The sequence below is a fragment of the Flavihumibacter sp. UBA7668 genome (assembly GCF_002483205.1).
Taxonomy (GTDB): domain Bacteria; phylum Bacteroidota; class Bacteroidia; order Chitinophagales; family Chitinophagaceae; genus Flavihumibacter.
In genome coordinates, this window is the sequence record NZ_DLHM01000004.1 from 839,354 (window position 1) to 865,839 (window position 26,486).

21 protein-coding genes and 1 tRNA gene are annotated in these 26,486 nt (G+C 43.6%); 16 read left to right on the forward strand and 6 right to left on the reverse strand.

Translation table 11 applies throughout. The features are described from left to right. Positions 1-250: 250 nt before the first annotated feature. Positions 251-335: transfer RNA gene (locus B2746_RS11600), tRNA-Ser, on the reverse strand. A gap of 349 nt (positions 336-684) precedes the next feature. Here B2746_RS11600 and fucP point away from each other — a divergent pair. The 10 genes from fucP to B2746_RS11650 all read left to right on the forward strand — a co-directional run bounded on the left by fucP (position 685) and on the right by B2746_RS11650 (position 13,205). Further along, positions 685-1,965: an L-fucose:H+ symporter permease gene (gene fucP / locus B2746_RS11605; RefSeq protein WP_290793827.1), complete on the forward strand. Its 1,281-nt coding sequence runs from the start codon at positions 685-687 to the stop codon at positions 1,963-1,965. A 9-nt stretch (positions 1,966-1,974) separates the two neighbouring features. Beyond that, positions 1,975-2,742, forward strand: coding sequence for an SDR family NAD(P)-dependent oxidoreductase (locus B2746_RS11610; protein ID WP_290793829.1), 768 nt, complete (start codon positions 1,975-1,977; stop codon positions 2,740-2,742). A gap of 3 nt (positions 2,743-2,745) precedes the next feature. Beyond that, positions 2,746-3,600, forward strand: coding sequence for a fumarylacetoacetate hydrolase family protein (locus B2746_RS11615; protein ID WP_290793831.1), 855 nt, complete (start codon positions 2,746-2,748; stop codon positions 3,598-3,600). An 11-nt stretch (positions 3,601-3,611) separates the two neighbouring features. Beyond that, a complete protein-coding gene (locus tag B2746_RS11620) occupies positions 3,612-4,397 on the forward strand; it encodes an SDR family oxidoreductase (RefSeq protein ID WP_290793832.1) in 786 nt (261 codons plus the stop codon). A 10-nt stretch (positions 4,398-4,407) separates the two neighbouring features. Beyond that, positions 4,408-6,045, forward strand: a complete 1,638-nt coding sequence (locus tag B2746_RS11625; protein WP_290793834.1) for a UxaA family hydrolase — start codon at positions 4,408-4,410, stop codon at positions 6,043-6,045. Positions 6,046-6,099: 54 nt separating this feature from the next. Then, positions 6,100-6,882, forward strand: coding sequence for an alpha/beta hydrolase-fold protein (locus B2746_RS11630; RefSeq protein ID WP_290793836.1), 783 nt, complete (start codon positions 6,100-6,102; stop codon positions 6,880-6,882). Positions 6,883-7,038: 156 nt separating this feature from the next. Then, positions 7,039-7,425, forward strand: a complete 387-nt coding sequence (locus tag B2746_RS11635) for a hypothetical protein (RefSeq protein ID WP_290793838.1) — start codon at positions 7,039-7,041, stop codon at positions 7,423-7,425. A gap of 58 nt (positions 7,426-7,483) precedes the next feature. Further along, positions 7,484-8,593 carry an efflux RND transporter periplasmic adaptor subunit gene (locus tag B2746_RS11640; protein WP_290793840.1) on the forward strand — a complete coding sequence of 370 codons (1,110 nt, stop codon included), beginning with the start codon at positions 7,484-7,486 and terminating at the stop codon, positions 8,591-8,593. 9 nt (positions 8,594-8,602) lie between these two features. Next, positions 8,603-11,749, forward strand: coding sequence for an efflux RND transporter permease subunit (locus B2746_RS11645; protein WP_290793842.1), 3,147 nt, complete (start codon positions 8,603-8,605; stop codon positions 11,747-11,749). A 25-nt stretch (positions 11,750-11,774) separates the two neighbouring features. After that, positions 11,775-13,205 (forward strand): TolC family protein, encoded by a 1,431-nt coding sequence (locus B2746_RS11650; RefSeq protein ID WP_290793844.1) that lies wholly within the window; start codon positions 11,775-11,777, stop codon positions 13,203-13,205. 19 nt (positions 13,206-13,224) lie between these two features. Here B2746_RS11650 and B2746_RS11655 read toward each other — a convergent pair whose 3' ends face one another. Together B2746_RS11655 and B2746_RS11660 are read right to left on the reverse strand one after the other, a co-directional pair. Beyond that, positions 13,225-14,199 (reverse strand): sugar phosphate isomerase/epimerase family protein, encoded by a 975-nt coding sequence (locus B2746_RS11655; protein WP_290793846.1) that lies wholly within the window; start codon positions 14,197-14,199, stop codon positions 13,225-13,227. A gap of 75 nt (positions 14,200-14,274) precedes the next feature. Next, on the reverse strand, positions 14,275-16,212 hold the full coding sequence (locus B2746_RS11660) for a peptide-N-glycosidase F-related protein (RefSeq protein ID WP_290793848.1): 1,938 nt from the start codon (positions 16,210-16,212) through the stop codon (positions 14,275-14,277). Between the two features lie 140 nt (positions 16,213-16,352). Here B2746_RS11660 and B2746_RS11665 point away from each other — a divergent pair, with 140 nt between their 5' ends. The 5 genes from B2746_RS11665 to B2746_RS11685 all read left to right on the forward strand — a co-directional run bounded on the left by B2746_RS11665 (position 16,353) and on the right by B2746_RS11685 (position 22,489). After that, positions 16,353-18,179 carry an ABC transporter ATP-binding protein gene (locus tag B2746_RS11665; protein ID WP_290793851.1) on the forward strand — a complete coding sequence of 609 codons (1,827 nt, stop codon included), beginning with the start codon at positions 16,353-16,355 and terminating at the stop codon, positions 18,177-18,179. Positions 18,180-18,304: 125 nt separating this feature from the next. Continuing rightward, positions 18,305-18,730: a DUF3276 family protein gene (locus B2746_RS11670; RefSeq protein ID WP_290793852.1), complete on the forward strand. Its 426-nt coding sequence runs from the start codon at positions 18,305-18,307 to the stop codon at positions 18,728-18,730. Between the two features lie 170 nt (positions 18,731-18,900). Then, on the forward strand, positions 18,901-19,602 hold the full coding sequence (locus B2746_RS11675) for a succinate dehydrogenase cytochrome b subunit (protein ID WP_290793855.1): 702 nt from the start codon (positions 18,901-18,903) through the stop codon (positions 19,600-19,602). A 119-nt stretch (positions 19,603-19,721) separates the two neighbouring features. After that, complete coding sequence (locus tag B2746_RS11680; protein WP_290793858.1) at positions 19,722-21,695, forward strand: fumarate reductase/succinate dehydrogenase flavoprotein subunit; 1,974 nt, start codon at positions 19,722-19,724, stop codon at positions 21,693-21,695. A 32-nt stretch (positions 21,696-21,727) separates the two neighbouring features. Next, positions 21,728-22,489 carry a succinate dehydrogenase/fumarate reductase iron-sulfur subunit gene (locus B2746_RS11685; RefSeq protein WP_290793861.1) on the forward strand — a complete coding sequence of 254 codons (762 nt, stop codon included), beginning with the start codon at positions 21,728-21,730 and terminating at the stop codon, positions 22,487-22,489. A gap of 144 nt (positions 22,490-22,633) precedes the next feature. On the opposite strand, the gene B2746_RS11690 is transcribed toward B2746_RS11685, so the two are convergent. Beyond that, complete coding sequence (locus tag B2746_RS11690; protein WP_290793864.1) at positions 22,634-22,870, reverse strand: YdcH family protein; 237 nt, start codon at positions 22,868-22,870, stop codon at positions 22,634-22,636. A 96-nt stretch (positions 22,871-22,966) separates the two neighbouring features. After that, complete coding sequence (locus B2746_RS11695; RefSeq protein WP_290793867.1) at positions 22,967-23,809, reverse strand: hypothetical protein; 843 nt, start codon at positions 23,807-23,809, stop codon at positions 22,967-22,969. Between the two features lie 157 nt (positions 23,810-23,966). Between B2746_RS11695 and B2746_RS11700 the strand changes: the two genes are divergently transcribed. After that, positions 23,967-25,607 (forward strand): ABC-F family ATP-binding cassette domain-containing protein, encoded by a 1,641-nt coding sequence (locus tag B2746_RS11700; protein WP_290793870.1) that lies wholly within the window; start codon positions 23,967-23,969, stop codon positions 25,605-25,607. Here the strand turns inward: B2746_RS11700 and B2746_RS11705 are convergent, their stop codons facing one another. After that, complete coding sequence (locus B2746_RS11705) at positions 25,608-26,429, reverse strand: hypothetical protein (RefSeq protein ID WP_290793873.1); 822 nt, start codon at positions 26,427-26,429, stop codon at positions 25,608-25,610. Positions 26,430-26,486 lie beyond the last annotated feature (57 nt).

The window sequence follows — 26,486 nt, forward strand, 5'->3', positions numbered from 1 at the left end:
TTTATCAGAAAGTGGAAAAAGAGTAGATTCTTTGCTTCTTGCTATTCGGCTTCCCTCAGAAGTTCCTGGTAAGGTGCCGTATATTCTCCGTTACCGTCCAGATTCGGCAGGTTCAATAACCATTGTGGTTATTACCCACAATATGCAACAGGCGCAGCGGGTGGCTCATTGAAATTGCTACACTTTTGCACAATCTCCCAATAAAAAAAGCGCAAACCCTTACCGGATCTGCGCTTTTACTTTTGTAGTGCGGAGAGAGAGGGATTCGAACCCCCGGACCTGTAACAGTCAACGGTTTTCAAGACCGCCGCATTCGACCGCTCTGCCATCTCTCCGGGCGCAAAATTAGGGGTTGAGATTAAATACCAAAATATTTTTTCTGAACTTGACCAATTTCTTCGAAAAGATTGAAAATCAAGGGCTAGTGGAAAGGCTTAAAAAATGGGCAGGCATCGGCTGGAATTCAATAGGATCAAGGGGTTGGAGTTTAATGCCTTTTGAGGAGAGCCGGAATAAGAGCACCTAATCCCCTGAATAACAATTTTTTACCAACCGGGTAAAATACCCCCCTGCTGCTAATAACTTGTTAATATATTCGAATAATTTGCACAATTTGACGGCTCCCGTACCGGTCATACAACCTAATTTTCCAAACTTAACAGCACCCAACAAAATCAAGCTTGCATGTCATCCAAGAACAAGTACTTATTACCGTTCATTCTGGTCACCTCGCTCTTTTTCCTCTGGGCATTTCTTCATAATATCAATCCAATATTGATTCCCCATTTGAAAAAAGCCTGCCAGTTGAATGATACCCAATCGGCATTGATCGACTTCGCCGTTTATATGGCCTACTTTACGATTGCCCTGCCTGCCGGATGGTTCATGAATAAATATGGGTTCAAAAAAGGAATCATCTTCGGTTTGGTTCTTTATGGCGCAGGTGCTTTGCTTTTTCTTCCTTCGGCGGATACCCGTTCCTATGCTTTTTTCCTTGCTGCACTTTTCGTTATTGCAGGTGGTGCAACTTTTCTGGAAACTATCGCCAATCCCTATATAACGAAACTTGGTGACCCCGAAACCGCAACCCAGCGATTGAATTTTGCGCAATCCTTTAATGGTGTGGGAGCATTCCTTGCACCATTAATAGGTGGTAAATTCATTCTTACAGGTATTGAACACAGTCCCGAAACTCTTAAGGCAATGGAACAGGCCGGCACTCTTCAGGCCTACCTCCAGGAAGAGGCCAATGCTGTTCGTTTACCCTATCTGGTTATTGGCGTGGTGGTTTTTGTTCTGGTTGCATTATTCCTGGTAGTGAAACTTCCGGAAGGCGAAGAAACCTCCAGTTCTGCAAGTTCCGCAGAAGATAAATTCTCCTTTTCTGTATTATCCATTCCTCAGGTTCGCTGGGCTGTTTTAGCACAATTTTTTTATGTTGGAGCGCAGGTTGGTGTGGGTAGTTTTTTTATCCGCTACTCCAAATACACTATGGATTTACCGGAAAAATCGGCATCTGAATACCTTGCCCTCTCCATGATAGGCTTCATGGTTGGCCGTTTTACCGGAACATTTTTTATGAAGTTTATCAGTCCGGCCAGGTTATTGATGATTTATTCCAGCATCTGTATAGGCCTGCTGTTTGTCGCCAGTTTTGTAAGTGGTCCTATTGCTGTTTATGCTGTGATGGCCGTACCATTTTTCATGTCAATCATGTTCCCGACTATCTTTGCATTAGGAATTGCCGGATTAGGTGCAGCTGCACGCATGGCATCCTCACTGCTTGTTATGGCGATTGTAGGTGGTGCGTTTTTCCCTCTGCTAATGGGCCAGTTATCCGACCTCACCGGTGGAAATATTCAAATCGCTTATATCATTCCATTGCTTTGCTTTGCCGTAGTTGGTTTATTTGGGTTTAATCAATCGAAAAAAAATCTGGTTGTAAACCTTCAACCCGGACATTAAACTAATATGATGTTATTTAATTATTCAAATAAAACGGTAGTAGTTACCGGCGGTGCCAGTGGTATTGGAAAAGCTGCCACCCTGGCATTTGCGAGGCAGGGCGCCACTGTACATATAATTGAACTCAATGAAAACAACTGGCCTGAATTACAGGCAGAATTGAAATCAATTGGTGCAACAGCGTATATCCATACCTCTAATGTTGCAGACCAGGCCGCAGTACTGGAGGTTTTCAGTAAAATTCCCCGGCTCGATGTGTTGATTAATAATGCCGGTATTGCCCATGTAGGAAAAGTTACCACTACTTCTGAAGCTGATTTTGATCGCCTTTTTAACGTAAATGTAAAAGGGGTTTTCAATTGTATGTTGGGTGCCATCCCACTGATGCAGGCGAATGGCGGGGGCGCGATTCTGAACCTGAGTTCGATTGCCGCTGTGGTTGGTTTAGCCGATCGTTTTGCTTACAGCATGACCAAAGGTGCGGTGCTGGCAATGACGCTCTCTGCTGCAAAAGATTATTTAAAAGATAAAATCAGGGTGAATTGTATTTCTCCTGCACGGGTTCATACACCTTTTGTGGACGGATTTATTTCCAAAAACTATCCTGGCAAAGAAGCTGAGATGTTCGAAAAGCTGTCGGCAAGTCAGCCTATTGGCAGAATGGGGAAGCCGGAGGAGATCGCCAATCTGATGATCTACCTTTGCTCGGATGAAGCCTCCTTTATAACCGGATCTGATTATCCAATTGACGGAGGATTTATTACGCTAAATACTTAAACTATGAAATTGATACGTTTTGGTAACCCGGGCCAGGAAAAACCGGGTGTTGTATTAGACGGAAAGCAGTTGGATTTGTCTGCTCATTTTCTGGATTATAATGAAACTTTTTTTGCGGAGGACGGACTAAATCGATTAACAGATATTCTAAAAGAAATTGCAACTGAATTACCGGAACTGCCTGCCGGTACGCGACTTGGATCGCCGGTTGCGCGTCCGTCTAAAATTGTTTGTATAGGACTTAACTATATCGATCATGCAAAAGAAACCAATGCCACTCCGCCTACGGAGCCGGTTATTTTCATGAAATCAACCACGGCATTAATTGGGCCTAATGATCCGGTTATGATACCCCGTGGGTCCGAAAAAACAGATTGGGAAGTGGAGCTGGCCGTGGTAATCGGAAAAAAAGCCAGTTATGTGGAAGAATCGGAAGCAATGGATTATGTAGCAGGCTATACACTCCACAACGATATCAGTGAACGGGCTTATCAATTGGAGCGTGGCGGTACCTGGGATAAAGGAAAGGGCTGTGATACTTTTGCACCCATCGGACCCTGGCTGGTAACCAAAGATGAAATTGGGGATGTTCACGCACTTCGGTTATGGCTCACTGTAAATGGAAAACAAATGCAGGATGGAAATACCAGCAACCTGATATTTCAGATTCCTCACCTGATCGCCTATACCTCGCAATTCATGACCTTATTACCGGGTGATATAATTTCTACTGGTACTCCGGCAGGAGTTGGATTGGGCATGAATCCACAGGTCTATTTAAAACCCGGCGATGTAATGGAACTTGGTATTGACGGACTTGGAACTTCCCGGCAGGAATTAATCGCATTTTCACGTTAATAAATCGTTACATGAATTTAGATCTGCAGAATAAAATTATTATTGTAACAGGAGGAGCCAAAGGAATTGGTGAGGGTATTGTTCGGGTGCTGGCAGCAGAAGGAGCAGTACCTGTTATTATTGGAAGGGACGCAACTGATAACCAGAAACTGGTGGATGAATTGCAGGGAACCGGACAAAAAGCAGATCAGTTTGCTGCTGAACTGGCTGATCCCAATGCCTGCAAAGCTGCCGTGGATTATGTTTTGATCAAATACGGTCGAATAGATGGACTGGTTAACAATGCAGGTAAAAACGATGGAGTGGGATTGGAGAAAGGAGGATATGAAGATTTTATGGCTTCTCTTCATAGGAGCCTTGTACATTATTACCTTATGGCACATCATGCATTACCTGCATTGATCAAATCGAAAGGAGCTATTTTGAATATCAGCTCCAAAACGGCTGAAACCGGTCAGGGCAATACTTCTGGTTATGCTGCGTCAAACGGTGGTCGAAATGCTTTGACCCGGGAATGGGCGGTAGAATTATTGAAATACGGAATCAGGGTAAATGCGATTGTGGTGGCTGAATGCTGGACACCACAGTATGCTACCTGGATTCAAACCCTGCCGGATCCAAAGGCCAAACTCAACAGCATTAATAAACGAATCCCTTTTGAAAACCGAATGACAACACCAGAGGAAATCGCCTATACAACGGCCTTCCTGCTGTCGAATAAATCGAGTCACACAACAGGTCAACTGATCCACGTAGATGGTGGCTATGTTCACCTCGATAAAACAATTACTGAATAACGCTGCAATCATGAACGCATCTATTCTGCAGGTACATCCAAAAGACAATGTACTGGTAGCGCTCCATAATTTAAAGAAAGGTCAGTTGATTGATTGGCAGGATCAATCCATTCAACTGCAATCAGATGTACCGGCTAAACATAAATTTACCATACAGCCACTGAAGAAGGGTGATCCTGTTATTATGTATGGCGTGTTGGTTGGAAAGGCACAGACAGAACTGCCGGTGGGAGAAATCCTAACTACGGAAAACCTGAAACATGCCGCTGACCCCTATGCTTACAGAAATGTGAAATTGGATTGGGAGGCTCCCAATGTGGACAAGTACAAACACCGTACTTTTCAGGGCTATCATCGGTCAGACGGACGGGTAGGTACAGCTAATTACTGGCTATTTATTCCAACTGTTTTTTGTGAAAACAGAAATATGGATGTAATAAAAGAAGCCCTGGTAAATGAACTTGGATACAGCGTAACACAAAAATATAAACGTTATACCCGCGATCTGGTTAAAGCGTTGGAACAGGGAGATGATTTGCTGAATGTACAATTACAACCTTCCGGTGCTACCAATCATCGGGTATTTCCAAATGTTGATGGTATTAAATTTTTAAATCACGATGGTGGTTGTGGTGGTATACGCCAGGACTCTGATATATTGGGAAAATTATTGGCAGCCTATGCTAATCATCCTAATGTTGGCGGTATTACTATTTTAAGTTTGGGTTGCCAGCATTTGCAGACAAATCAGTTGGTGGAAGAAGTAAAAAAACTGAATCCTCAGTTTGATAAACCTCTATATGTTTTCGAGCAGCAACAATCCCGTTCGGAAGAAGATCTTATCACCAATGCCATTCGCACAACATTTACCGGTTTGCAGGAAATTAATCAGTTGAAGCGGACTCCTGCATCTTTGGATCAACTATGTATAGGTGTGAAATGTGGCGGGAGTGATGGATTCAGCGGAATATCTGCGAATCCGGCAGTTGGTTATTGCGCTGATCTGGTAGTTGCTCTTGGAGGAAAAATATTGCTGGCAGAATTCCCTGAGTTATGTGGCGCAGAGCAGGATCTGATTGATCGTAGTGTGGATGAAGCAACTGCCCGGAAATTTATTAAGCTGATGGATTCCTATGATGCCCTGGCTCACCAGGCAGGATCTGGTTTTTATATGAATCCATCTCCCGGTAATATCCGTGATGGACTTATTACAGATGCCATCAAAAGTGCCGGTGCTGCAAAAAAAGGAGGTTACTCACCAGTAGTGGATGTGCTGGATTATACTGAGCAGGCCACCAAACCCGGACTGAGTCTGGTTTGTACACCAGGAAATGATGTGGAAGCTACAACGGGTAAAGCGGCTTCGGGCGCTACGCTGATCCTCTTTACAACCGGATTGGGTACACCTACCGGTAATCCTGTTTGTCCAACTATCAAACTTTCTACCAATAGCACACTTGCCAAACGCATGGGTGATATAATAGATATAGATACCGGGCCCATTATTACAGGGGAAAAATCAATTTCGCAGATGGGAGAAGAGATTCTCGAGTATTGCATAAAAGCAGCTAGTGGTGAAGTAATACCAAAAGCCGTTCTGCTGAATCAGGAAGACTTCATTCCCTGGAAAAGAGGGGTGAGTCTGTAAGTACGTAAATATTGAAAGAGAAGGAAAACCTATCTTTAGGTATAAGCTTAAACGATGCGATTCCTCCTCTTTTTTATTGCCCTTCATTTTTTTGTTACTAGTTTACCCGCTCAGGATCTTTCTCTGTATGAGAAAAAAACTTTTATTAGTTCCCGTGGTGATACACTACCATACCGGATTTTATATCCGTTGAATTATGATGCCGGTAAAAAATATCCACTGATACTTGTACTGCATGGGGCAGGTGAAAGAGGGAATAATAATGAGAGTCAATTGACCCATGGCGGAAAACTGTTTTTAGCGGATTCCAACAGAACAAAATTTCCGGCAATTGTAGTTTTTCCCCAATGTCCGCAAAATAGCTACTGGGCCAAAGCAAATGTTAACAGGAATGTTACTCCATATGAAATCAAATTTGATTATTCAGGTGTTGCATCCGGACCTCTGAATGCTGCATTGGAGCTTACCCATCAGTTGTTGGAAGGTGGCAGTGTTAATAAAAAGCGCATATATATCACCGGATTATCCATGGGAGGCATGGGAACATTTGAAGCTGTTTTTCGCGAACCAAAATTGTTTGCAGCGGCTGCTCCCATTTGTGGTGGTGGTAATCCAGCTATGTATTCCAAACAAACCGCCAAAGTGCCGTTTCGAATTTTTCATGGTGCTGCCGATGCGGTTGTAAATGTGCAGCTTTCGCGGGATATGGTTACGAGATTGAAAGAGCTTAAAGCGGCTGTACTGTACCAGGAATACCCGGGAGTCAATCACAATAGCTGGGATAATTCATTTGCAGAACCTGATTTTCTTGGCTGGTTTTTCAGTAAGAAGAAATAATTGGTTGCCTAAGTGGAATGCATTAGAACAAATTGTAAAACAATGTGTAACTAAATTTCTTTAGAAAATTTTAAGGAATTTTTCATCTTCATTAAGATTTTTAATGGGTAGTCGGGTTTAACTTTGAAACGATTCAACAAAACCCCAGAACCGATAATGAGACTACCTTTACAACAAGGGTTAAGGGAATTTTTTGGCTTATGCCTTCTTTTGATTCTGCCGCTGGCGGGATCATTTGCGGGCAAAAAATCCAATGAAGGGGTTTTTAACCAGTCCACGAACTATTCTATTGTGGAGGATGATGCCGATGGATTAGTGGGTGAAATTACATTTTCAGCATTACGATTTGAATTTGGAAATTGGATTCCGGAAGCCATCCGGACCGTTACCATTCGCATGACAAATCTGGCTCCGTCTGTCGGAGGCCTTGATATATTTATTAAATTTATTCCTGTCCGCATAGCCTTTCCGCTACATCAACCGGACGATTTTTCTGTTAAACCCGATTTCGTTGGGTTCCTCTTCCGATTAAAGCCATTTTGATGATCACTGCCATTTTGTGAAGCAGGTATTTTTTTAGTGATCATTTTAATTTAACGACATGACTGGACAATTCCGTGCAGCTGCGTGGGGCATTGCTTTTGTATTTATTGGTTGTCGCGCTTCTGAAAAGAAAGTGGCGAATAAGGAACCGGATCAGATTCCGGTAGTTAAACTGGCTCATTCGGATACAACCCTTTACACCGGGTATGTAGCAGATATTCAGGCGGTTCAAAATGTGGAAATCCGCGCAAAAGTGGATGGATTTCTAGAGCAAATCATGGTTGATGAGGGCCAGTTTGTAAGAAGGGGCCAGCCACTGTTTCTAATCAATGTATCGGAGTATACCAATGCGGTAGCGAAAACCGAAGCACAACTTTCCAATGCTCATGCCGAAGCACACGTTGCAGAATTGGAAGTGGCAAGAGTAAAAACACTGACCGATAAAAATGTGGTGGCGGCATCAGAGCTCAAACTGGCTGAGGCAAGATTGATGGCTGCACAGGCTAAAGTTAAAGAAGCGTTATCAGCACATGATCTGGCCAATCTTCAATTGTCTTATACGGCTATCAAAGCTCCCTTTGATGGAATTGTGAATCGGATTCCACTAAAAAGGGGAAGTCTGATAGATGCCGGCACCCTGCTCACGACTATTTCTGATAATCGTTCGGTTTATGCCTATTTCAATGTATCAGAAATCGAATACCTGCAATTAACAAGGGGTGCAAAAGAATCATTGACAGAAACAGAAACAGTGAATCTTGTATTGGCAGATGGAACACCCTATCAATACAAAGGGAAAATTGAAACTATTGAAGGGGAGTTTGACGAAAGTACCGGCTCTATTGCGTTTCGGGCTGTATTTCCGAATCCTAACCGCCTGCTGAAACACGGAGCATCCGGTCGGGTTCGACTCAGCAACAGTGCCAATAATATTGTAATGGTTCCGCAGAAAGCGGTGTTTGAAATTCAGGATAAACATTTTGTGTATGTAATGGATCAGAACAAAATCATCCGGCAAAAACCGTTTATGCCAGCCAGGCGGGTAGCACAATATTATATTGTCGCATCCGGATTGGATGCAGGTGATACCATTGTTTACGAAGGTATCCAGGACCTGCGCGACGGCATGACCATCAATCCACTTTTCACTTCCGTGCTATCAAATTAAGCTAAATCAATGGTAGAATTATTTATCCGGCGCCCGGTATTGTCGCTGGTAATTTCCCTGCTCATTACACTTCTGGGTTTATTGGCATTGTTTAGTTTGCCGGTAACTCAGTTTCCTGATATTGTACCGCCATCTGTAGTGGTTAGTGCCAAATACACAGGTGCCAATGCGGAAGTATGTGCCAAAGCAGTTGCTACTCCGTTGGAACGTGCTATCAATGGTGTGCCGGGCATGACTTATATGTCTTCCGTTTCCAGTAATAATGGCAACACCCTAATTCAGGTTTATTTCGAGGTTGGAACGGATCCTGACCTGGCAGCGGTTAACGTACAAAACCGTGTAACAACTATTCTGGATGAATTGCCGGAAGAAGTTATCAAAGCAGGTGTTACAACTGAAAAGGAAGTAAACAGTATGTTACTTTATCTCAACCTGATGAGTACCGATCAGGCGGCTGATGAAGATTTTATTTACAATTTTGCTGATATCAATATCCTGCAGGAGTTAAAGCGGATTGATGGTGTTGGTTTTGCCGAAATCATGGGGCAAAAAGAATACTCTATGCGGGTTTGGCTGAAGCCCGATCGGATGCTGGCCTATAATGTGTCTGCAGATGAAGTGGTACAGGCATTGCGGAATCAGAATATTGAAGCAGCACCGGGTAAAGTAGGGGAGAGCTCCGGAAAACAAACCCAGCCACTTCAATATGTATTGCGTTATACCGGGAAGTTTTTCGAACCCAAACAATATGAAGAAGTAGTTATCCGTGCGAAAGAAGATGGTACGCTGCTGCGATTGAAAGAAGTTGCCGATGTGGAATTTGGTGCCATGACCTATAGTATGGTATCTAAAACAGATGGTCGCCCCGCTGCTTCCATTATGCTGAAACAACGTCCGGGTTCCAATGCCCGTGATGTAATCCAGGCTGTAAAGGACCGGATGGCAGAGCTTAAAGAAACCAGTTTTCCTCCGGGAATGGAATACAATATTTCCTATGATGTATCCCGATTCCTGGATGCCTCCATTAATGAAGTATTGAAAACCCTGCTTGAAGCTTTTATTCTGGTATTTATTGTGGTATTTATCTTCCTGCAGGATTTCAGATCTACCCTCATACCCGCGCTGGCAGTTCCGGTTGCACTGATTGGTACGCTGGCGTTTATGCAGATGCTCGGGTTCTCCATTAACCTCTTGACACTGTTTGCCCTGGTATTGGCCATTGGTATTGTAGTGGATAATGCCATTGTGGTGGTGGAAGCCGTGCATGTGAAAATGTCGCAGGATCATTTACCTCCCCTGGAAGCAACAATCAAGGCAATGAAAGAAATTACCGGTGCCATTCTTGCCATTACGCTCGTAATGTCAGCGGTATTTATTCCGGTTGCATTTTTAAGTGGACCGGTGGGTGTATTTTATCGCCAGTTCTCCATTACACTCGCCATTGCCATTGTGATTTCCGGAATCAATGCACTTACGCTTACGCCTGCATTATGTGCTTTGATGATGCGTCATGATGAGGTGAAAAGCAGAAATCTATTGGGAAGATTCTTCGCCGGATTTAATAAAAATTACGACAAAACAGAGCGTTGGTATGCCCGGCTGATTCATAAAATTGCTGGTAAAAGAGTATTGACTTTCTCGCTTTTTTTGCTCTTTTGTGTATTGACTTTTGGAATCATTAAAGTGCTGCCTTCCGGATTTATTCCAACAGAAGATCAGGGAATGATTTATGTGAATGTAACCACTCCTCCGGGTGCAACTGTTGAACGTACAGAAAAAGTGCTGGATGAAATTCAGAAAGTGGCTAATGGACTCGAACCTGTAGAGAATATTGCAACTCTTGCCGGATTCAGTCTGATGAATGATGTGGCGGGTGCTTCCTATGGGATGGGAATGATCAATCTAAAACCCTGGGAAGAAAGAAAGGAATCTGTACAGGATATGATGGATGAACTGATTGCAAAAACAAAACATATCAAGGATGCACAGATTGAATTCTTTCCACCACCAACCGTTCCCGGTTTCGGAAATGCAAGTGGATTTGAATTCAGGGTGCTGGATAAAACCGGAACAGGAAATCTGGCTCAAACCGCTGCTATTACCAATGAACTGATTGAACGTCTCGAACAATCTCCGGTGATCAGTGGTGCATTTACCAGTTTCGATCCAAGTTTCCCGCAGTATATGTTACATATCGATTATGAAATGGCTGCCAAGAAAGGGGTTACTGTTGATAATGCGATGAGCACCCTGCAAACCTTGTTGGGTAGTTTTTATGCAACCAACTTTATCCGCTTTGGACAGATGTATAAAGTGATGGTGCAGGCATATCCGCAATACCGCAAAAATCCGGAAGATATCCTCCATCTCTATGTGAAAAATGATAAAGGGGAAATGGTGGCCTATTCCACTTTTGTTCAATTGGAAAGAGTATATGGGCCAGAACAGTTGACCCGTTACAACATGTATACTTCAGCCATGGTAACAGGAGATTCCAAACCAGGGTTCAGTAGTGGTGATGCTATTAAGGAAATTGAAGCAGCTGCTGCAGACCTGCCACGTGGATTCAGCTATGAATGGAGTGGTATGACCAGAGAGCAAATTCTTTCCGGTAATCAGGCGGTGTATATTTTCCTTATCTGTCTGGTCTTTGTTTACCTGCTGCTGGCGGCACAATACGAAAGTTTCCTGTTGCCGCTACCGGTATTATTATCCTTGCCGGCAGGTATTTTCGGCGCATTTTTCGGACTCTGGGTATTGGGATTGGAAAATAATATCTATGCACAGGTTGCATTGGTTATGCTGATTGGATTATTGGGTAAAAATGCCATCCTGATTGTAGAGTTTGCGATTCAACGCAGGTCTGAAGGTCGGTCTGTATTGAATGCCGCAGTTGAAGGTGCCGCTTCGAGATTACGTCCCATTCTGATGACATCCTTCGCTTTTATTGCGGGCCTGTTACCACTTTGCCTTGCTTCCGGTGCAGGAGCCATGGGGAACCGTTCCATTGGTACGGCTGCAGCAGGTGGTATGCTGATTGGTACCCTGTTTGGAGTATTGGTAATACCCGGACTATATGTGCTTTTTGCTTCCCTGCTGAAAGCACCGGTAAAGAAAACAACTATTGAAAACGAAACAATTGACGGTGATGCATAAATGTAGTTTTAACTTACCGGGATTAATGATAATTGCTGCGGTAGTAATGGCTGCCTGTAGGGTTGCCGCACCGCCATCACTTCCTGAAGAGAAACAAATGCCGGCTGAATTTCTGCCAAAATCGGATACCTCCGCATCTGTTATGGACAGTACTTCTGCCGGAAGTTTTCATTGGGATATATTTTATTCTGATTCACTTTTGCAGAACCTGATTGATACGGTTCTAAAAAATAATCCGGATCAGTTGATTGCTTTGCAGCGCGTAGAAATCATGAACCAGCAGGTTTTTCAGCGAAGGGCCGCATTTTTGCCATCCATTCAGGGTGTAGTAACTGGCGGACTGGATCGTTTTGGAGAATATACCATGAACGGGGTAGGTAATTATGATATGAATTTATCTCCCAACCTGAAAGAGGATCAGAAAGTGCCAAATCCGGTTCCTGACCTGTTTGTTGGTATCCGAAGCCAGTGGGAAATTGATCTCTGGGGAAAATTGAAATCACAAAAGAAAGCAGCTGTAGCCCGATTGATGGCTGCCGAAAATGGCCGGAAATTTATCACTACACAATTGGTGGCTCAGGTAGCTTCCCTCTATTATGAATTAGGGGCAGTTGATATTGAACTGGATATCGTTAAAAATAATATTGCACTCCAGCAGCGAGCACTTGAGGTAGTTAAAATTCAGAAGGAGGGGGGGCGTGCAACAGAATTGGCAGTACAACAGTTTGAAGCGCAGCTGTACCGAACCCAATCACTCGAATGGGTTATGAAGCAGCAAATTCTGTCGATTGAAAATGAATTGAATTTTCTTTCCAATCAGTTTGATGCTCCTATTAAAAGAACAAAATTTGCTTTTCAGAACATTCATCCCGCTCCTTTACCGGTTGGATTTCCATCCGATGTGCTTTTTCATCGTCCGGATGTATTGGAAGCCACTTATGAACTGGAGGCAAGCAAAGCGGATATAGATGCCATCCGCGCTGCATTTATGCCTGCTTTAACGTTACAACCAATGATTGGATTACATTCCTATAATGCAGCCAAATGGTTCAGTGCAGAATCGCTGGCATTGGGGGTAGTAGGTGGATTAACCGGACCATTATTAAATCGTCGGCAGTTAAAAGCTGACTTCCGGATAGCTACCGCAGAACAATTGTCCGCTTTTGCCAGATACCAAAAATCATTGGTCAGGGCATATAATGAAGTAAGTACCCAAATGAATAACTGGTCAAATCTGACTCAGCAGTTTTACCTGAAAGAGAAAGAATTTAATGTGTTATCAACGGCCGTTCAAACAGCCAGAGATTTATATGTGGGAGGATATGCCAATTATCTGGAAGTGATCACAGCACAGAAAGGAGTATTGGATGCAGAATTGGAATTGGTGGAAACCCGCCTGAAAATGATGCAGGCTAAAGTAAATTTATACAGAGCATTAGGAGGAGGATGGCAATAACCATCCTCCCTGCTAAATTTTATGCCAGTGAAGCTCCTGCTTTTTCAAGCAGGGCTTTTGTTTTACGGATACCTTCATCCTCACTTAGCACTTCCCCTTCGTATTCAATTCCGATATATCCTTTGAAACCAGCTGCTTTTACGATCTGCAGCATTTTGGTATAGTCGGTTTCTTTTTCATTTCCCTGTTCGTCAAAATCGTGTGATTTGGCACTTACACCTTTTGCAAAGGGCATCAGTTCAGTTGTACCCTGATAGCGATCATAGGCATCCAGGCAATTGCGCCAGTTTCCTTCTTCGCGCTTGATACAGAAATTTCCAAAATCAGGCAGGGTTCCTACATTTGATTTGTTTACTGCTTTCATTACGCCAGCCAGCCAGGCACCATTGGAAGAATAACCGCCATGATTTTCAACAATTACATTGATACCTACTTTCTCTGCATATTCTCCTAGACGTGTTAACCCATCTGCTGCAGTTTTCGCAATTTCTTCTGCAGTTCCCTGGCCCGCTGCATTTACCCGGATGGTAGCACAACCCAGATGTTTGGCAGCATCTACCCACTTGTAATGATTTTCTACTGCTTTGATTCTTTCTGCTTCCACTTTATGGCCGATATCGCCTTCGCCATCAATCATAATGAGGTGATTTTTCACCTCATTATCACTGCAACGCTTCAGCATTTCGTTGAGGTAATTGGTATCCTTGGCTTTGTCCTTGAAGAACTGGTTAACATACTCAACTACTCCAATTCCAAAATCTTTTCTTGCTTTGGCGGCAAAATCAAGGTTATCCATTTTTTTCTCAAACAGCGTTTTATGAAGCGACCATTGAGCAAGGGAGATTTCAAAGAATAATTGTTTGTTTGCTTCTGCTGTGGCGGTTGATTTATCGTCCGTTTTTTTGTCGGACGAATTATCCATACAGGCCACTCCGGTTGCGCCGATAGCCAGGCCACCCATTAACTTGAGAAACTGTCTGCGTTGCGATTGCATGTTCGTTGAGTTGTTGGTGAATTAATTAGGGCAGAATTTACGACTAATTTCCATTGGTCGTAAGGTCTTTTCTGCTTATTGTCGGAAAACAATGCGTAATCGTTTATTAAATACCATTTTTCCTTTTACCCATACCTGAACATAATAACGCTGGGCTGGCAGATAACTCATATCATATTGGAAAATACCTTCTTTCAGGTTTTCATATATATGTTCTTCCACCAATTGGTTTCCGGGATCACTGATGAGGCGAACGGTAACTTTTTCAGCCGTATTGCTGAAATAATCCAGCGTGGTTGGTCCCGCACTCATAGTGGGATACAAACCTACAGAAGGCTGATCCTGATTTGGTTGATGCTGTGTTGAGTCTTCAACTACTTCAAATGCATAAAACAGACTTGTGCCGAAATCAGATTCGAAATGATGCAGCATCCTGCGCTGGTCATCTAACAGTCTGGTATAACCGCGACCGCCTCTTCTGTTAAACCAGAATTCCAATCCGTCTCCTGCGGTATCCCGAACCTGTAGTGAATACATCCCGGCAGGGAGTTGCAATTTTTCCTGATAAAGGCTGTCTGCTTTAAGGGTACCCGTTTTACGTTCCAGCACTGCTTCGTTTTTGGCATTGCGGATGGTATAGGAATTATGTTCCGGTTGCCTGTTGGTTTTAAATTGGAATACCAAATTAGGACCGTGTTTGGGTACAGGACGGAATTGGCTGTTCAGGGTATTATCCGGCTGATATCCATCCTTTTTCCCATTCGGATTTTTAAGTGCAACCTGGAACTCATTTTCACCATTAGAAGATTCAATAATTCCCGGAAGACTTACAATGGCAGTTTGTCCGGGTTTAAGTTCTCCTTTCCATTGGAAGGTGCTTTGGGTTTTTCCTTTGGTCCCATAAAATATTGTGAGGCTGCGAAGTACTTGTCCGCCAAGGTTTCGAAAGGAAATAACCGGATTGGTTCCCGCCGGATTAATTCTTGAGTGGATGTCTTTCTTGGATGGTACAAGAATATCTTCCATTGCAACATCATGGGAACTTCTGTAAGCACCATATTCAACCAGATAGGCTGAAATAACTTCAGTTGCACTTGGCTTTGTCGATTGATAGGGCTCCATATTGATATCCAGTTCCAGTTTTCGGTTAGGCAGTACAGTGAGATCGTATTTATCGGTATGTTTTAATTCTCCCGGGCACCAGTAAGCTCGGTCGATGACCCAGGTACCAGCCTGCGGATACAGTGGGTTATCACCACATTTTTGCCAGATATCGCGCTTGTCGATGAGGGTATTATTAAAATAGATAGCGCGATACCGGCTGCAAAATTCACCACAACCTGCAGGGTCCATACCATGACCCGTTTGGTAAACCAGAAAGCGACCGTTTCTGGTTTTAGGGGAGGAGGTAATCGACACCGGCTTCAGGGAAGCTTCTATTGGCTTACTGGAATCACCATAAGCATAATGACCATCATAAATCCGGTGAATGGCAATGGGAGGAAGTGCCGGCGGGCCGGGCGTTATTTCAAATTGAACAGTGATTTTCCAGCCACGGTCATTGTTGGGTTCATAACCGGCGTGGCGGTATTCAACCTCTACACTGTCTCTGAGCAGGAGGCTGAAATCGGTGAGATCAGTTTCCCATTCAAAATTCCATTGTTTGGCAAAAGCCCCACCGTAAGGGGTGAGCATGCGTCCGATTTCATAGCTCAGGTCTTTTTCATTTTGTCCGCCCTTGCGACGTATCAGAATCTGGTCCATATAATCCCAATCGGCACAACGGAGGGTATCCGGGCAGCCAAATTTCACCACCAGTTTGATTTTTCTGATGGGGGTGGAAGTGGTGGGGAATTTACCCCAACCCAGGTAAGATTTGATACCCTGGGATGGGTCTGTAACTACGGTAATTCGATCGTGGGTGGTAATGGTTTGTGCCGCTGCATCGGAAGTCAGCAGGCATAAAATGACACCCGTAAGAAGGGCTTTGCTACATTTAATCAGTTGAATCATCCGGCAATTTCCCAAACCCTGCCGACTTTTCCCTCCTGAATTTTGCTTAATTATTGCACCCGTCGGGTGATTACGTCAGTCAGCCTCCCTTTTCTCCTTTGTCGCCTTTGTCTCCTTTTTCCCCCTAATTTTGCCCCTTCATGAAACATTTAAAAAGTCTGAATCAATTCCTGTGGAAGTATCGGTGGCGATTTTTCCTTGGGATATTGTTTATAATACTGTCTAACTATTTTCGGATTCTGGCACCTCAGATTACCCGTTTTGTAATAGATGCAGTGGAACAAAAATTGCCGGGTTATAATGGAGGGAAGGTTACCACTTACGATTGGCTGGTATATGAACTGGTCGAGTTTACCAGGAAACTCAGTTTTAGCAAACTGGTAATTGTATGTGGGTTGGTTTTACTTGGAACGGCTATCCTAAGCGGCTTTTTCCTTTTCCTGATGCGGCAAACCATCATTGTTATGAGCCGCCATATTGAGTTTGATCAGAAAAATGCGATCTACCGGCATTATCAGCAATTGGATCTGAGTTTTTACAAAAAGAACCGAACCGGTGACCTGATGAATCGCATTACGGAAGATGTCAGCCGGGTGAGAATGTATACCGGTCCGGCTATCATGTATTTTGTAAACCTGGCTTTTACCATTACTTTTTGTCTGGTTTATATGTTGCAGGCCAATCCCAAATTAACGCTGCTGGTATTGTCTCCGCTGCCTTTGCTGGCAATCACCATTTATCTGGTAAATACAAATATTCACAGGAGAAGTGAGCGCATTCAGGCGCTCTTATCCAAACTTACAACCACTGCACAGGAATCTTTTTCCGGGATTCGGGTAATCAAATCCTTTGTTCAGGAAAAATCGCAGCAGGCTTATTTTGAAGAAAACAGTGAGGAATACAGAAAAAACACCATTGGGCTGGCAAAAATGGAAGCGATTTATTTTCCTACCATGGCCTTGATGATTGGGATTTCGACTTTGCTAACAATCCTGATAGGAGGCATTTATGCGATGCAGCCCGGCTCCAATGTTACAACAGGAATGCTGGCAGAATTCGTGATGTATATCAATATTCTCACTTTTCCGGTGAGTGCAATCGGCTGGACGGCAAGCATGATCCAGCGGGCAGCTGCATCCCAAAAGCGGATTAATGAATTTTTGGATACGGTTCCTGAAATCAGACAGCCGGTAAATCCGCAGCGGCCGGAAATAAAAGGAAATATTCTTTTTAATCAGATCGATTTCACCTACGCACATACTGGTATAAAAGCGATCAGCAACCTGAATCTGGAAATCAGACAAGGCGAAAAAGTAGCCATTATTGGCCGCACCGGCAGTGGAAAAACAACGCTTGCTCAATTATTGCTTCGGATATTTGATACCAATTCGGGAAGCATTGAACTGGAGCATATCAATATCAAAAACATTGATTTAAACTATCTGCGGGAGCAGGTTAGTTATGTACCGCAGGATGTTTTTCTGTTCAGTGATACGATCCGGAATAATATCGGGTTTGGGTTAAAAGAAACGAACCAGCAATCTATTGAAAATGCTGCCAAAGCTGCCAGCATTCATCAGGAAATCATGGGCTTCAGCCAGCAATATGATATGGTGATAGGAGAGCGGGGAGTAACCTTGAGCGGAGGTCAGAAACAACGAATAAGTATTGCGCGCGCACTTTTGAAGGATGCACCCATCATAATTCTGGATGACTGTTTGAGTGCCGTAGATGCCAAAACGGAAAAAACCATCATTGCCAATCTGGCTGGATTTCTGGAAAATAAAACCTCCATTATCATCACCCATCGGATTTTTTCCCTGTTTTCTTTTGATAAAATAATTGTCATGGAAAATGGTCGTATAACGGATATCGGAACCCATGAAGATTTGCTAAAAACCAGCGAATATTACCAATATTTATATGAACACCAGCAGGAAGAAAATGAAGATGAAGCACTGGTTTAAAGGATACAGGTAAACACTTAGTGTTGCACAAATGTTTTCTAAAATTTTGCTAATTCACAAACAACCCTATATTTGCTCCTACATTATACGCGAGCATAATTTTTAACTGCAAAAAAACAATAACTGTGGCGTACGAGAATAATGACAAAAAGATGGAGAGCGTTTACAGTAAGCGCATCAGAGCTGGTAAAAGAAGAACCTATTTCTTTGATGTGAGAGCTACCCGGAGTAATGACTATTATCTTACCATTACTGAAAGTCGTAAGAAGTTCGATGATAATGGGTATGATCGTCATAAGATTTTTTTGTATAAAGAAGATTTTAATAAGTTTCTAAAGGCATTGACAGAGGCAGTTGATTATGTTAAGACTGATCTGATGCCGGATTTTGATTTTGATGCTTATAACCACGACAACCTGGAAGAAGGGGAAACCCTTGACAATGTTGAACAGGAAGCGGTTGCAGTTGTTGCTGCCGTTGCCCCTGTTTCTGACAATGGAGCCAGTGTGCCGCCATCTGCAGCTGCAGATGAAGAGGTTGACAAGTGGTAATGTTCGACCAACCAATTGCTTATTTATCGCGGTCTGCCTATGGCGGACCGCTTTTTTTTATCTTATAATTGTTTGTAATACAAGCATTTCCCACAATAAAATCTTAACAGAATTGTTAAAGGGAAGCCTTCAATGGCTAAATTTGCACAAATCATAAACACTAGTGCCGTATGCAATGGTCTGAATTCTTCACCTCCTCGGTTGGCAAGAAATTCGTAATGGGTCTCACCGGTTTATTCCTGATTTCCTTTCTTATTATACACGTCGGTATCAATGCCTGCATTTTTGCAGATCTGTTTGATCCCAATGAAAACGGTGCCATGTTCAATAAGGCAGCCCATTTCATGGGTTCAACCGTGGTGATCAGAATTCTGGAAGTTGGCTTATTTGCCGGAATTATCCTGCACATTGTGCAAGGCTATCTGTTGGAGGCCAAAAATCGAAGTGCCCGCTCTGTTGGTTATGCAGTTAGTATGGGTAATAAGGGAAGTAAATGGTATAGCCGCTCCATGGGATTACTGGGTACCATCATTCTTCTTTTTCTTATCATTCATATTGCCCATTTCTGGGTTAAGGCGAGGATCACGCATACCCTCGCCCCTGTTACCTATAACGGAGTAGAAATGCACGACATGTTCAGTGAAATGAAAGCCGTTTTTACACAGGGCTGGGTAATCGTTTTATATGTGCTGGGATGTATTTCATTAGGATACCACCTGGCTCATGGGTTTCAAAGTGCTTTCCGTACGGTAGGTGTGCACAACAATAAATACAATTCCCTGTTGATTACATTGGGCTATGCGTTCTCCATTCTGGTACCGGTTCTGTTTGCGCTGATGCCGGTAGCGATGTATTTTGGGTGGGTCGGATAGAAGGTGAAAGGTGAAAGGTGAAAGGTGAAAGGTGAAAGGTGAGAAAAACAATCAACAAAAAAGCGGCGGGTTAAAATTGCCGTTTAATTTCAAGGACTAACTTATCTAATTGTCGATATATGCTCAACTCAAAAATTCCTGCTGGGCCTTTAGATCAGAAATGGACAGAGTTTAAAGGACACTGTAAACTGGTGAATCCGGCTAATAAAAGAAAGCTGGAAGTGATCATTATTGGAACCGGATTGGCGGGTGCTTCTGCTGCCTCTTCTCTGGGTGAACTGGGATACAAAGTGAAAGCTTTCTGTTTTCAGGATTCTCCGCGAAGAGCACACAGTATTGCCGCACAGGGTGGTATCAATGCCGCAAAAAATTACCAGAACGACGGGGACTCCGTTTTTCGCCTATTCTATGATACCATCAAAGGAGGTGATTACCGGGCACGTGAATCGAATGTTCACCGCCTGGCAGAAGTGAGTGCAAGCATTATCGATCAGTGTGTGGCGCAGGGGGTTCCCTTCGCCCGCGAGTATGGCGGTTTGTTGTCCAACCGTTCTTTCGGTGGAACACAGGTGCAGCGTACTTTTTATGCAGCCGGACAAACCGGTCAGCAGTTGCTGATTGGTGCATATCAATCACTTGAACGCCAGATCGCATTGGGTAATGTGGAGATGCACAACCGGCATGAAATGCTGGATGTGGTGGTTATTGACGGGAAGGCACGTGGTGTTATTGTTCGCAATCTGGTAACCGGTGAACTGGAACGTCATTTCGGTCATGCGGTACTGTTATGTTCCGGTGGCTATGGCAACGTATTTTATCTTTCCACTAATGCGATGGGTAGCAATGTTACTGCAGCCTGGAAAGCACATAGAAAAGGCGCACATTTTGGAAATCCCTGCTTTACGCAGATTCACCCCACCTGTATTCCGGTAAGTGGAGATCATCAGAGTAAACTGACCCTGATGTCTGAATCACTACGGAACGATGGCCGGATCTGGGTACCGAAAAAACAAAATGATACCCGTCGCGCCAATGAAATTCCGGAAGAGGAGCGTGATTATTACCTGGAAAGAAGATACCCCGCATTTGGTAACCTTGTTCCGCGTGATGTGGCATCAAGGGCTGCCAAAGAGCGTTGTGATGCCGGATATGGCGTAGGCTCATCCCGCCAGGCTGTGTACCTTGATTATGCAGATGCAATTCAACGATACGGAAAAGGCGAAGTAAACAAACGAAATATTCAGGGTGCAACTCCTGAGTTGATTACCCAGCTTGGAAAAGAAGTAGTGAAAGAAAAATATGGTAACCTTTTCGATATGTATGAAAAGATTACCGGTGAAAACCCCTATGAAATTCCGATGCGGATTTATCCGGCTGTTCACTATACCATGGGTGGACTCTGGGTGGATTATGAACTAATGACCTCCGTACAGGGACTGTACGCGCTGGGTGAAGCGAATTTCTCCGATCATGGAGCCAACCGGCTTGGTGCCTCCGCATTGATGCAGGGACTTGCTGACGGATATTTTGTAATCCCTTATACAATTGGTAATTACCTCGCTGATGAAATCCGGGTATCCAATATACCAACAGATCATCCGGCATTTGTGCAAGCAGAAAAAGAAGTGGCGGATCGTATTCAGCAGCTGATGTCTATTAAAGGCAGTCAGACAGTTGAAAGTTTCCATAAACGTCTGGGTAAAATCATGTGGGATAAATGTGGTATGGCAAGAAGTGAAGAGGGATTGAAGCAGGCAATTGAAGAAATCCGTCAGTTGAAAAAAGAATTCTGGTCAGATGTTCGTATTCCCGGCTCTATTAAAGAAATGAATCCGGAACTGGATAAGGCCAACCGGGTAGCTGACTTTATTGAACTGGGTGAATTGATGTGTATAGATGCATTAAACAGAAAAGAAAGTTGCGGCGGTCATTTCCGTGAGGAAAGCCAGACAGAAGAAGGGGAAGCACTTCGGGATGATGCTAATTTTTCCTACGTAGCAGCCTGGGAATATGCCGGAGAGCATAACTGGAACCTGCACAAGGAAGAATTGATCTTTGAAGTGGCCAAGCCAACTCAACGTTCTTACAAATAATTGGAATAATTAACTAACCAACCATAGTTGATATGGAGCATTATAACATGAACCTCACCCTGAAGGTGTGGAGACAAAAGAATAGCCAGGACAAAGGAAGATTCGAAACCTATCAGGTAAAAAATATTTCTTCCGAGATGTCTTTTCTGGAAATGTTCGATGTGTTAAACGAGGAACTGATCCGTGAAGGAAAAGAGCCGATCGCGTTTGACCATGATTGCAGGGAAGGTATCTGTGGAATGTGTTCCATGTATATCAATGGAAAACCGCATGGGCCATGGCAGGCGAATACTACCTGCCAGTTGCATATGAGGGCTTATAAGGATGGCGATACCATAGTGGTAGAACCCTGGAGGGCCAACTCATTTCCGGTGGTGAAAGACCTGGTAGTGGATCGTACTTCTTTTGATCGGATCGTACAGGCAGGTGGATATATTTCTGTGAATACCGGAAATGCGGTAGACGCGAATGCAATGCCGATTGAAAAAGATAAAGCTGATGCAGCATTTGCTGCTGCGGCCTGTATTGGTTGCGGAGCCTGTGTGGCGGCCTGTAAAAACAGTTCGGCGATGTTGTTCCTCTCTGCAAAAGTTTCTCACCTGGCATTACTTCCTCAAGGCGGACCGGAACGCAGAAGCCGGGTGCTGAATATGGTGGCACAGATGGATCGCGAAGGTTTTGGTGCCTGTACCAATACCGGTGCCTGTGAAGCTGTTTGTCCCAAAGAAATATCTATTACCAATATTGCTCGCCTGAATCTGGAATATATCGGTGCCGGATTGGTGACGGAGTAGAGAAGGAAGGGAAAGGGGGAAGAGGAGGAGGGAGAGAAGAAAGTGGTAAAAATAAGTTATAGAGTTTCCAACAAAACTCGGTCGCCTCTCATTTGGGAGGCGACTTTTTTTCACCCGTCGGGTGTCCGAGGCCTTTCTCACCACTCACTTCTCACCGCTCACTTTCTCAAACAGTTCATCTTTCAATTGTACCCTTTTCAGGCGAAGTGTATTGAGGTGCTGGTCGTCAGCAGGTTCGATACCATTTTCAATTTTCTCAACGGCATGGTTTGTTTCGTTGTACTCGTCATAGAGCCTTTTAAAATGCGCATCGGTTGCTTTTAGCGCTTGAATTTTATCTTTCCATTCAGGGAATTCATTCAAAAAAAAATGCTTATCCATACAATCTGTTTAGGAGTCTAAGTTCTAATAAGTGGCAGAGATGATGTATGATCCGGATAAGATGTTCAGCTGAGTTTAATCAGGTAAGGCTGCAAATCATTTATTATTTCGGGAATTCTGGACATAGGGTGTTGTATTCAGAAAAAATAATACAACGGATAAGATCAGCGTGACAGCGGTTCCAATATTTCGGAAAGGAGCAAAGGAATTCTCCCTGTACTCTGCGGAACTAATAAAATCAATACTATTGGTTAACCAGAAGATGGTGTACAATGCCGTAAAAATTCCCAACCACTTAAATAATTCTTTCTGAGAGGTCGTTTCCAGACAATAATTTACCGGAATCGCATTGCCTAGGGTTGAGCTTTTCGGTTTGGAGATAGCCTGGCGGCTCATTAGTTGCTGGTTTCTGTCAAGAGCTGATTTAAAACGAGTGAGCAAACTGAATATGGCCAATAGATGCCAGAGTCCTAAAATTAATAATGCAGGAAGATAAAATTCAAAGCTGGTCAGGCTTCCCGTTGTATAGAGAGAATGAGTTTCTCCATTTAACAATTGGCTGATTTGGGCTTGTTTTTCATCCCTTCCAACCAGATAAAAGGGTAGCAAATCAATCAGACAAACAAGGGCAGGTGCGAATTGCCACCAATCTGTTCGAAGGTTGAATGGCTGGCTGGTTGTAATTGACCGGACGTATAAATAGCCAAGTGCTGATGGAAAAAAATACAGTGGCAGATTAAGACCAATTAAATAGGGCCAATTAATAATCCATCCTGTTTCTATAAGAATACTATATATAGAGAAAAATGTAAATACCAGAAAGTAGGTCGCCAGTAACCTGCAACAAATCCGCTTATTCCGAAAGCAGGTGCATACCAGTAGAACGGCAATCAGTCCCAATAGTACGGAACTGGCAAATATCAGGTTAATGGGTTTCATTGATAAAAATCAAGGCAATATCTAAACATTACACTTAGTTTATGCATTTCTTTCGACCAATAACCGCCAGCATTCGACGAATGGCAAACTCTCACCCATCACCTATCACCCTTCCCCGTTTTTCCTTACCTTTGCGCCTCGAAAAGGAGCTATACACATGATTTCAGTTAATAATGTTACACTATCGTTTGGTAAACGCGTATTGTTTGATGAGGTAAATCTCAACTTCCATAAAGGGAATTGTTATGGGGTTATTGGAGCAAACGGAGCAGGAAAATCAACATTCCTGAAAATCCTGTCGGGCGAAATTGAACCCAGCAAGGGATCGGTAACAATTACCCTGGGAGAACGGATGGCCGTATTGAAACAAAACCATTTTGCCTATGATGATGTATCGGTTCTGAATACCGTATTGATGGGGCATCAGAAAATGTGGCAGGTGATGCAGGAGCGGGATGCTATTTATGCAAAAGAGGATTTTTCTGAGGAAGATGGCATGCGCGCCGGTGAACTGGAAGGTGAATTTGGAGAAATGGGCGGTTATACAGCCGAAAGTGATGCCGGTAGTATGTTAAGTGAGTTGGGTGTTCCGGAAACCTTCCACCAAAGCCTTTTAAAAGATATTCCTGGTAACCTGAAAGTTCGGGTGCTGTTGGCCCAGGCTATTTTTGGAAACCCGGATATTCTTCTGCTGGATGAGCCCACCAACGGACTGGATATTGAAACCATCAGCTGGCTGGAAAATTTTCTGGCAGATTATGAAAATATCGTGTTGGTGGTATCACACGATCGTCACTTTCTGGATGCAGTTTGTACCCATGTAGCGGATGTGGATCGTCAGAAAATCAAGATTTTTACCGGTAACTATACTTTCTGGTACGAAAGCTCTCAGTTGATGAGCCGCCAGATAAATGATAAGAATAAGAAAACAGAGGAGAAACGTGCAGCCCTGATGGACTTCATTGCCCGATTCAGTGCCAATGCATCCAAATCAAAACAGGCTACCAGCAGGAAAAAAGCCCTTGAAAAACTTACCATTGAAGAAATTGAACCATCCAACCGTCGCTATCCGGGAATCATATTCCAGCCCCTTCGTGAAGTTGGAAACCAGATTCTCAATGTGGAGAAATTAAGTGCATCCGTAGATGGTCGGGTACTTTTTGACAATGTAAGTTTCAGTGTAAACAAGAACGATAAAATCGCGTTTCTAAGTAAAGATCCCCTGGCTGTAACTGCCTTTTTTGAGATTATCAATAATCTGCGCAAGGCAGATAAAGGAAGTTTTGAATGGGGAACTACTATTACCAGCGCTTATCTGCCGATAGAAAACAATGAATTTTTCACCAATGGATTGTCTCTGCTTGAGTGGCTCCGTCAATATGTTCCTGCGCATGTAACCGATGCGGATGAGCCTTTTCTGCGTGGTTTTCTTGGTAAAATGTTGTTCAGCGGCGATGATATCATGAAAAAAACAAACGTACTGAGCGGTGGTGAAAAAGTTCGCTGTATGTTGAGTCGCATGATGTTGCAAAACCCCAACCTCATCATGCTGGATCAGCCAACCAATCACCTTGATCTGGAAAGTATTCAAAGCTTCAACGAAGGCTGTCAGAATTTTTCCGGAATCGTTCTGCTTACATCGCATGACCATACCTTCATGCAAACGGTGGCTAATCGAATCATCGAGCTTACTCCAAATGGCATCATCGATCGCCTCATGAGTTTTGATGAATACCTGGAAGATGAGCGCGTTAAAAAATTGAAAGCAGAAATGTATGGTGAATCGGTTCCGGCTTAATTAAAGCCGGTAACTGATACCCATTTGTGCAGCGCCATAATAATTACCGGCTGAAAATCTCACTATTCCGGTGGTTCTCCGTACGGTAAAATGAAAGGTATTATTGATGTAGAAAGGAGTGAAATTGTAAAAATTATCCACTTCGTTTCTTAGGCGGTGCAGAGAGGAGCCAATCCCAAGCTGATAACCAATCCGGATATCAGGGTTCCTTGGCTTAAAAACCCATTCAGTAAAGCCTCCCAGCGTAAGATGGGTATTTCGCCGGTCGGAGATATCAATTACAGAGTCGGGCAATGCCAGGCGGACTTTATAATAATCGCCAAATTCGCGGCCGAAACTGGATTCTACCCCAATAACCCGCCATTCCACCCTGGTTCCCAGTGGAACCACCAAAGCAAGTCCTGCTGTGGAACCGAATGACCCCGTAAACTTGTTACCTTTTGGACCATCAAATTCAATCGGTTCACCCGTAACCGGATCATATTCCAGCGTATGGTAGGCAGAACTTGAAATATCATAAATCCCCGCGCTTCCATGCAACCCAAAATACCCTTGAAGATTGGAGCCAAACTGATGACTCACATGCCATTTACCCTGAAAAATATAAAGATCGTCCGTCAAAAAATCATTGGCACCTCCCAGTGTAGCACTGGCAGTCAGGTAGTTGGCCGTTTTCTTTTCATCGGATAAAACAGGTATAACATGGTAGCTGTTTTGCTGATTGGTATAAGGACTGCGAAAGATATCGCGTGTGGTGCAGGAGCTCATGGAAAGTACGGCAAGAACCAGCATGGTAAGTGCGTTGGTATGGTTGATTTTCATTCCAGATTGACAAGTATCGCAATAGGAGCGCTGCATGGGGATTATTGGGCAATAATC

Excerpts from the sequence above, each read along its gene's own strand:
- B2746_RS11660 (WP_290793848.1), bottom strand. The coding sequence starts at position 16,212 with ATGATTCAACTGATTAAATGTAGCAAAGCCCTTCTTACGGGTGTCATT.
- B2746_RS11640 (WP_290793840.1), top strand. The coding sequence starts at position 7,484 with ATGACTGGACAATTCCGTGCAGCTGCGTGGGGCATTGCTTTTGTATTT.
- B2746_RS11690 (WP_290793864.1), bottom strand. The coding sequence starts at position 22,870 with ATGGATAAGCATTTTTTTTTGAATGAATTCCCTGAATGGAAAGATAAA.
- B2746_RS11645 (WP_290793842.1), top strand. The coding sequence starts at position 8,603 with ATGGTAGAATTATTTATCCGGCGCCCGGTATTGTCGCTGGTAATTTCC.
- B2746_RS11630 (WP_290793836.1), top strand. The coding sequence starts at position 6,100 with ATGCGATTCCTCCTCTTTTTTATTGCCCTTCATTTTTTTGTTACTAGT.
- B2746_RS11615 (WP_290793831.1), top strand. The coding sequence starts at position 2,746 with ATGAAATTGATACGTTTTGGTAACCCGGGCCAGGAAAAACCGGGTGTT.
- B2746_RS11700 (WP_290793870.1), top strand. The coding sequence starts at position 23,967 with ATGATTTCAGTTAATAATGTTACACTATCGTTTGGTAAACGCGTATTG.
- B2746_RS11655 (WP_290793846.1), bottom strand. The coding sequence starts at position 14,199 with ATGCAATCGCAACGCAGACAGTTTCTCAAGTTAATGGGTGGCCTGGCT.
- B2746_RS11695 (WP_290793867.1), bottom strand. The coding sequence starts at position 23,809 with ATGAAACCCATTAACCTGATATTTGCCAGTTCCGTACTATTGGGACTG.
- B2746_RS11675 (WP_290793855.1), top strand. The coding sequence starts at position 18,901 with ATGCAATGGTCTGAATTCTTCACCTCCTCGGTTGGCAAGAAATTCGTA.
- B2746_RS11705 (WP_290793873.1), bottom strand. The coding sequence starts at position 26,429 with ATGAAAATCAACCATACCAACGCACTTACCATGCTGGTTCTTGCCGTA.
- B2746_RS11635 (WP_290793838.1), top strand. The coding sequence starts at position 7,039 with ATGAGACTACCTTTACAACAAGGGTTAAGGGAATTTTTTGGCTTATGC.
- B2746_RS11665 (WP_290793851.1), top strand. The coding sequence starts at position 16,353 with ATGAAACATTTAAAAAGTCTGAATCAATTCCTGTGGAAGTATCGGTGG.
- B2746_RS11610 (WP_290793829.1), top strand. The coding sequence starts at position 1,975 with ATGTTATTTAATTATTCAAATAAAACGGTAGTAGTTACCGGCGGTGCC.
- B2746_RS11685 (WP_290793861.1), top strand. The coding sequence starts at position 21,728 with ATGGAGCATTATAACATGAACCTCACCCTGAAGGTGTGGAGACAAAAG.
- B2746_RS11650 (WP_290793844.1), top strand. The coding sequence starts at position 11,775 with ATGATAATTGCTGCGGTAGTAATGGCTGCCTGTAGGGTTGCCGCACCG.
- B2746_RS11625 (WP_290793834.1), top strand. The coding sequence starts at position 4,408 with ATGAACGCATCTATTCTGCAGGTACATCCAAAAGACAATGTACTGGTA.
- B2746_RS11680 (WP_290793858.1), top strand. The coding sequence starts at position 19,722 with ATGCTCAACTCAAAAATTCCTGCTGGGCCTTTAGATCAGAAATGGACA.
- fucP (WP_290793827.1), top strand. The coding sequence starts at position 685 with ATGTCATCCAAGAACAAGTACTTATTACCGTTCATTCTGGTCACCTCG.
- B2746_RS11620 (WP_290793832.1), top strand. The coding sequence starts at position 3,612 with ATGAATTTAGATCTGCAGAATAAAATTATTATTGTAACAGGAGGAGCC.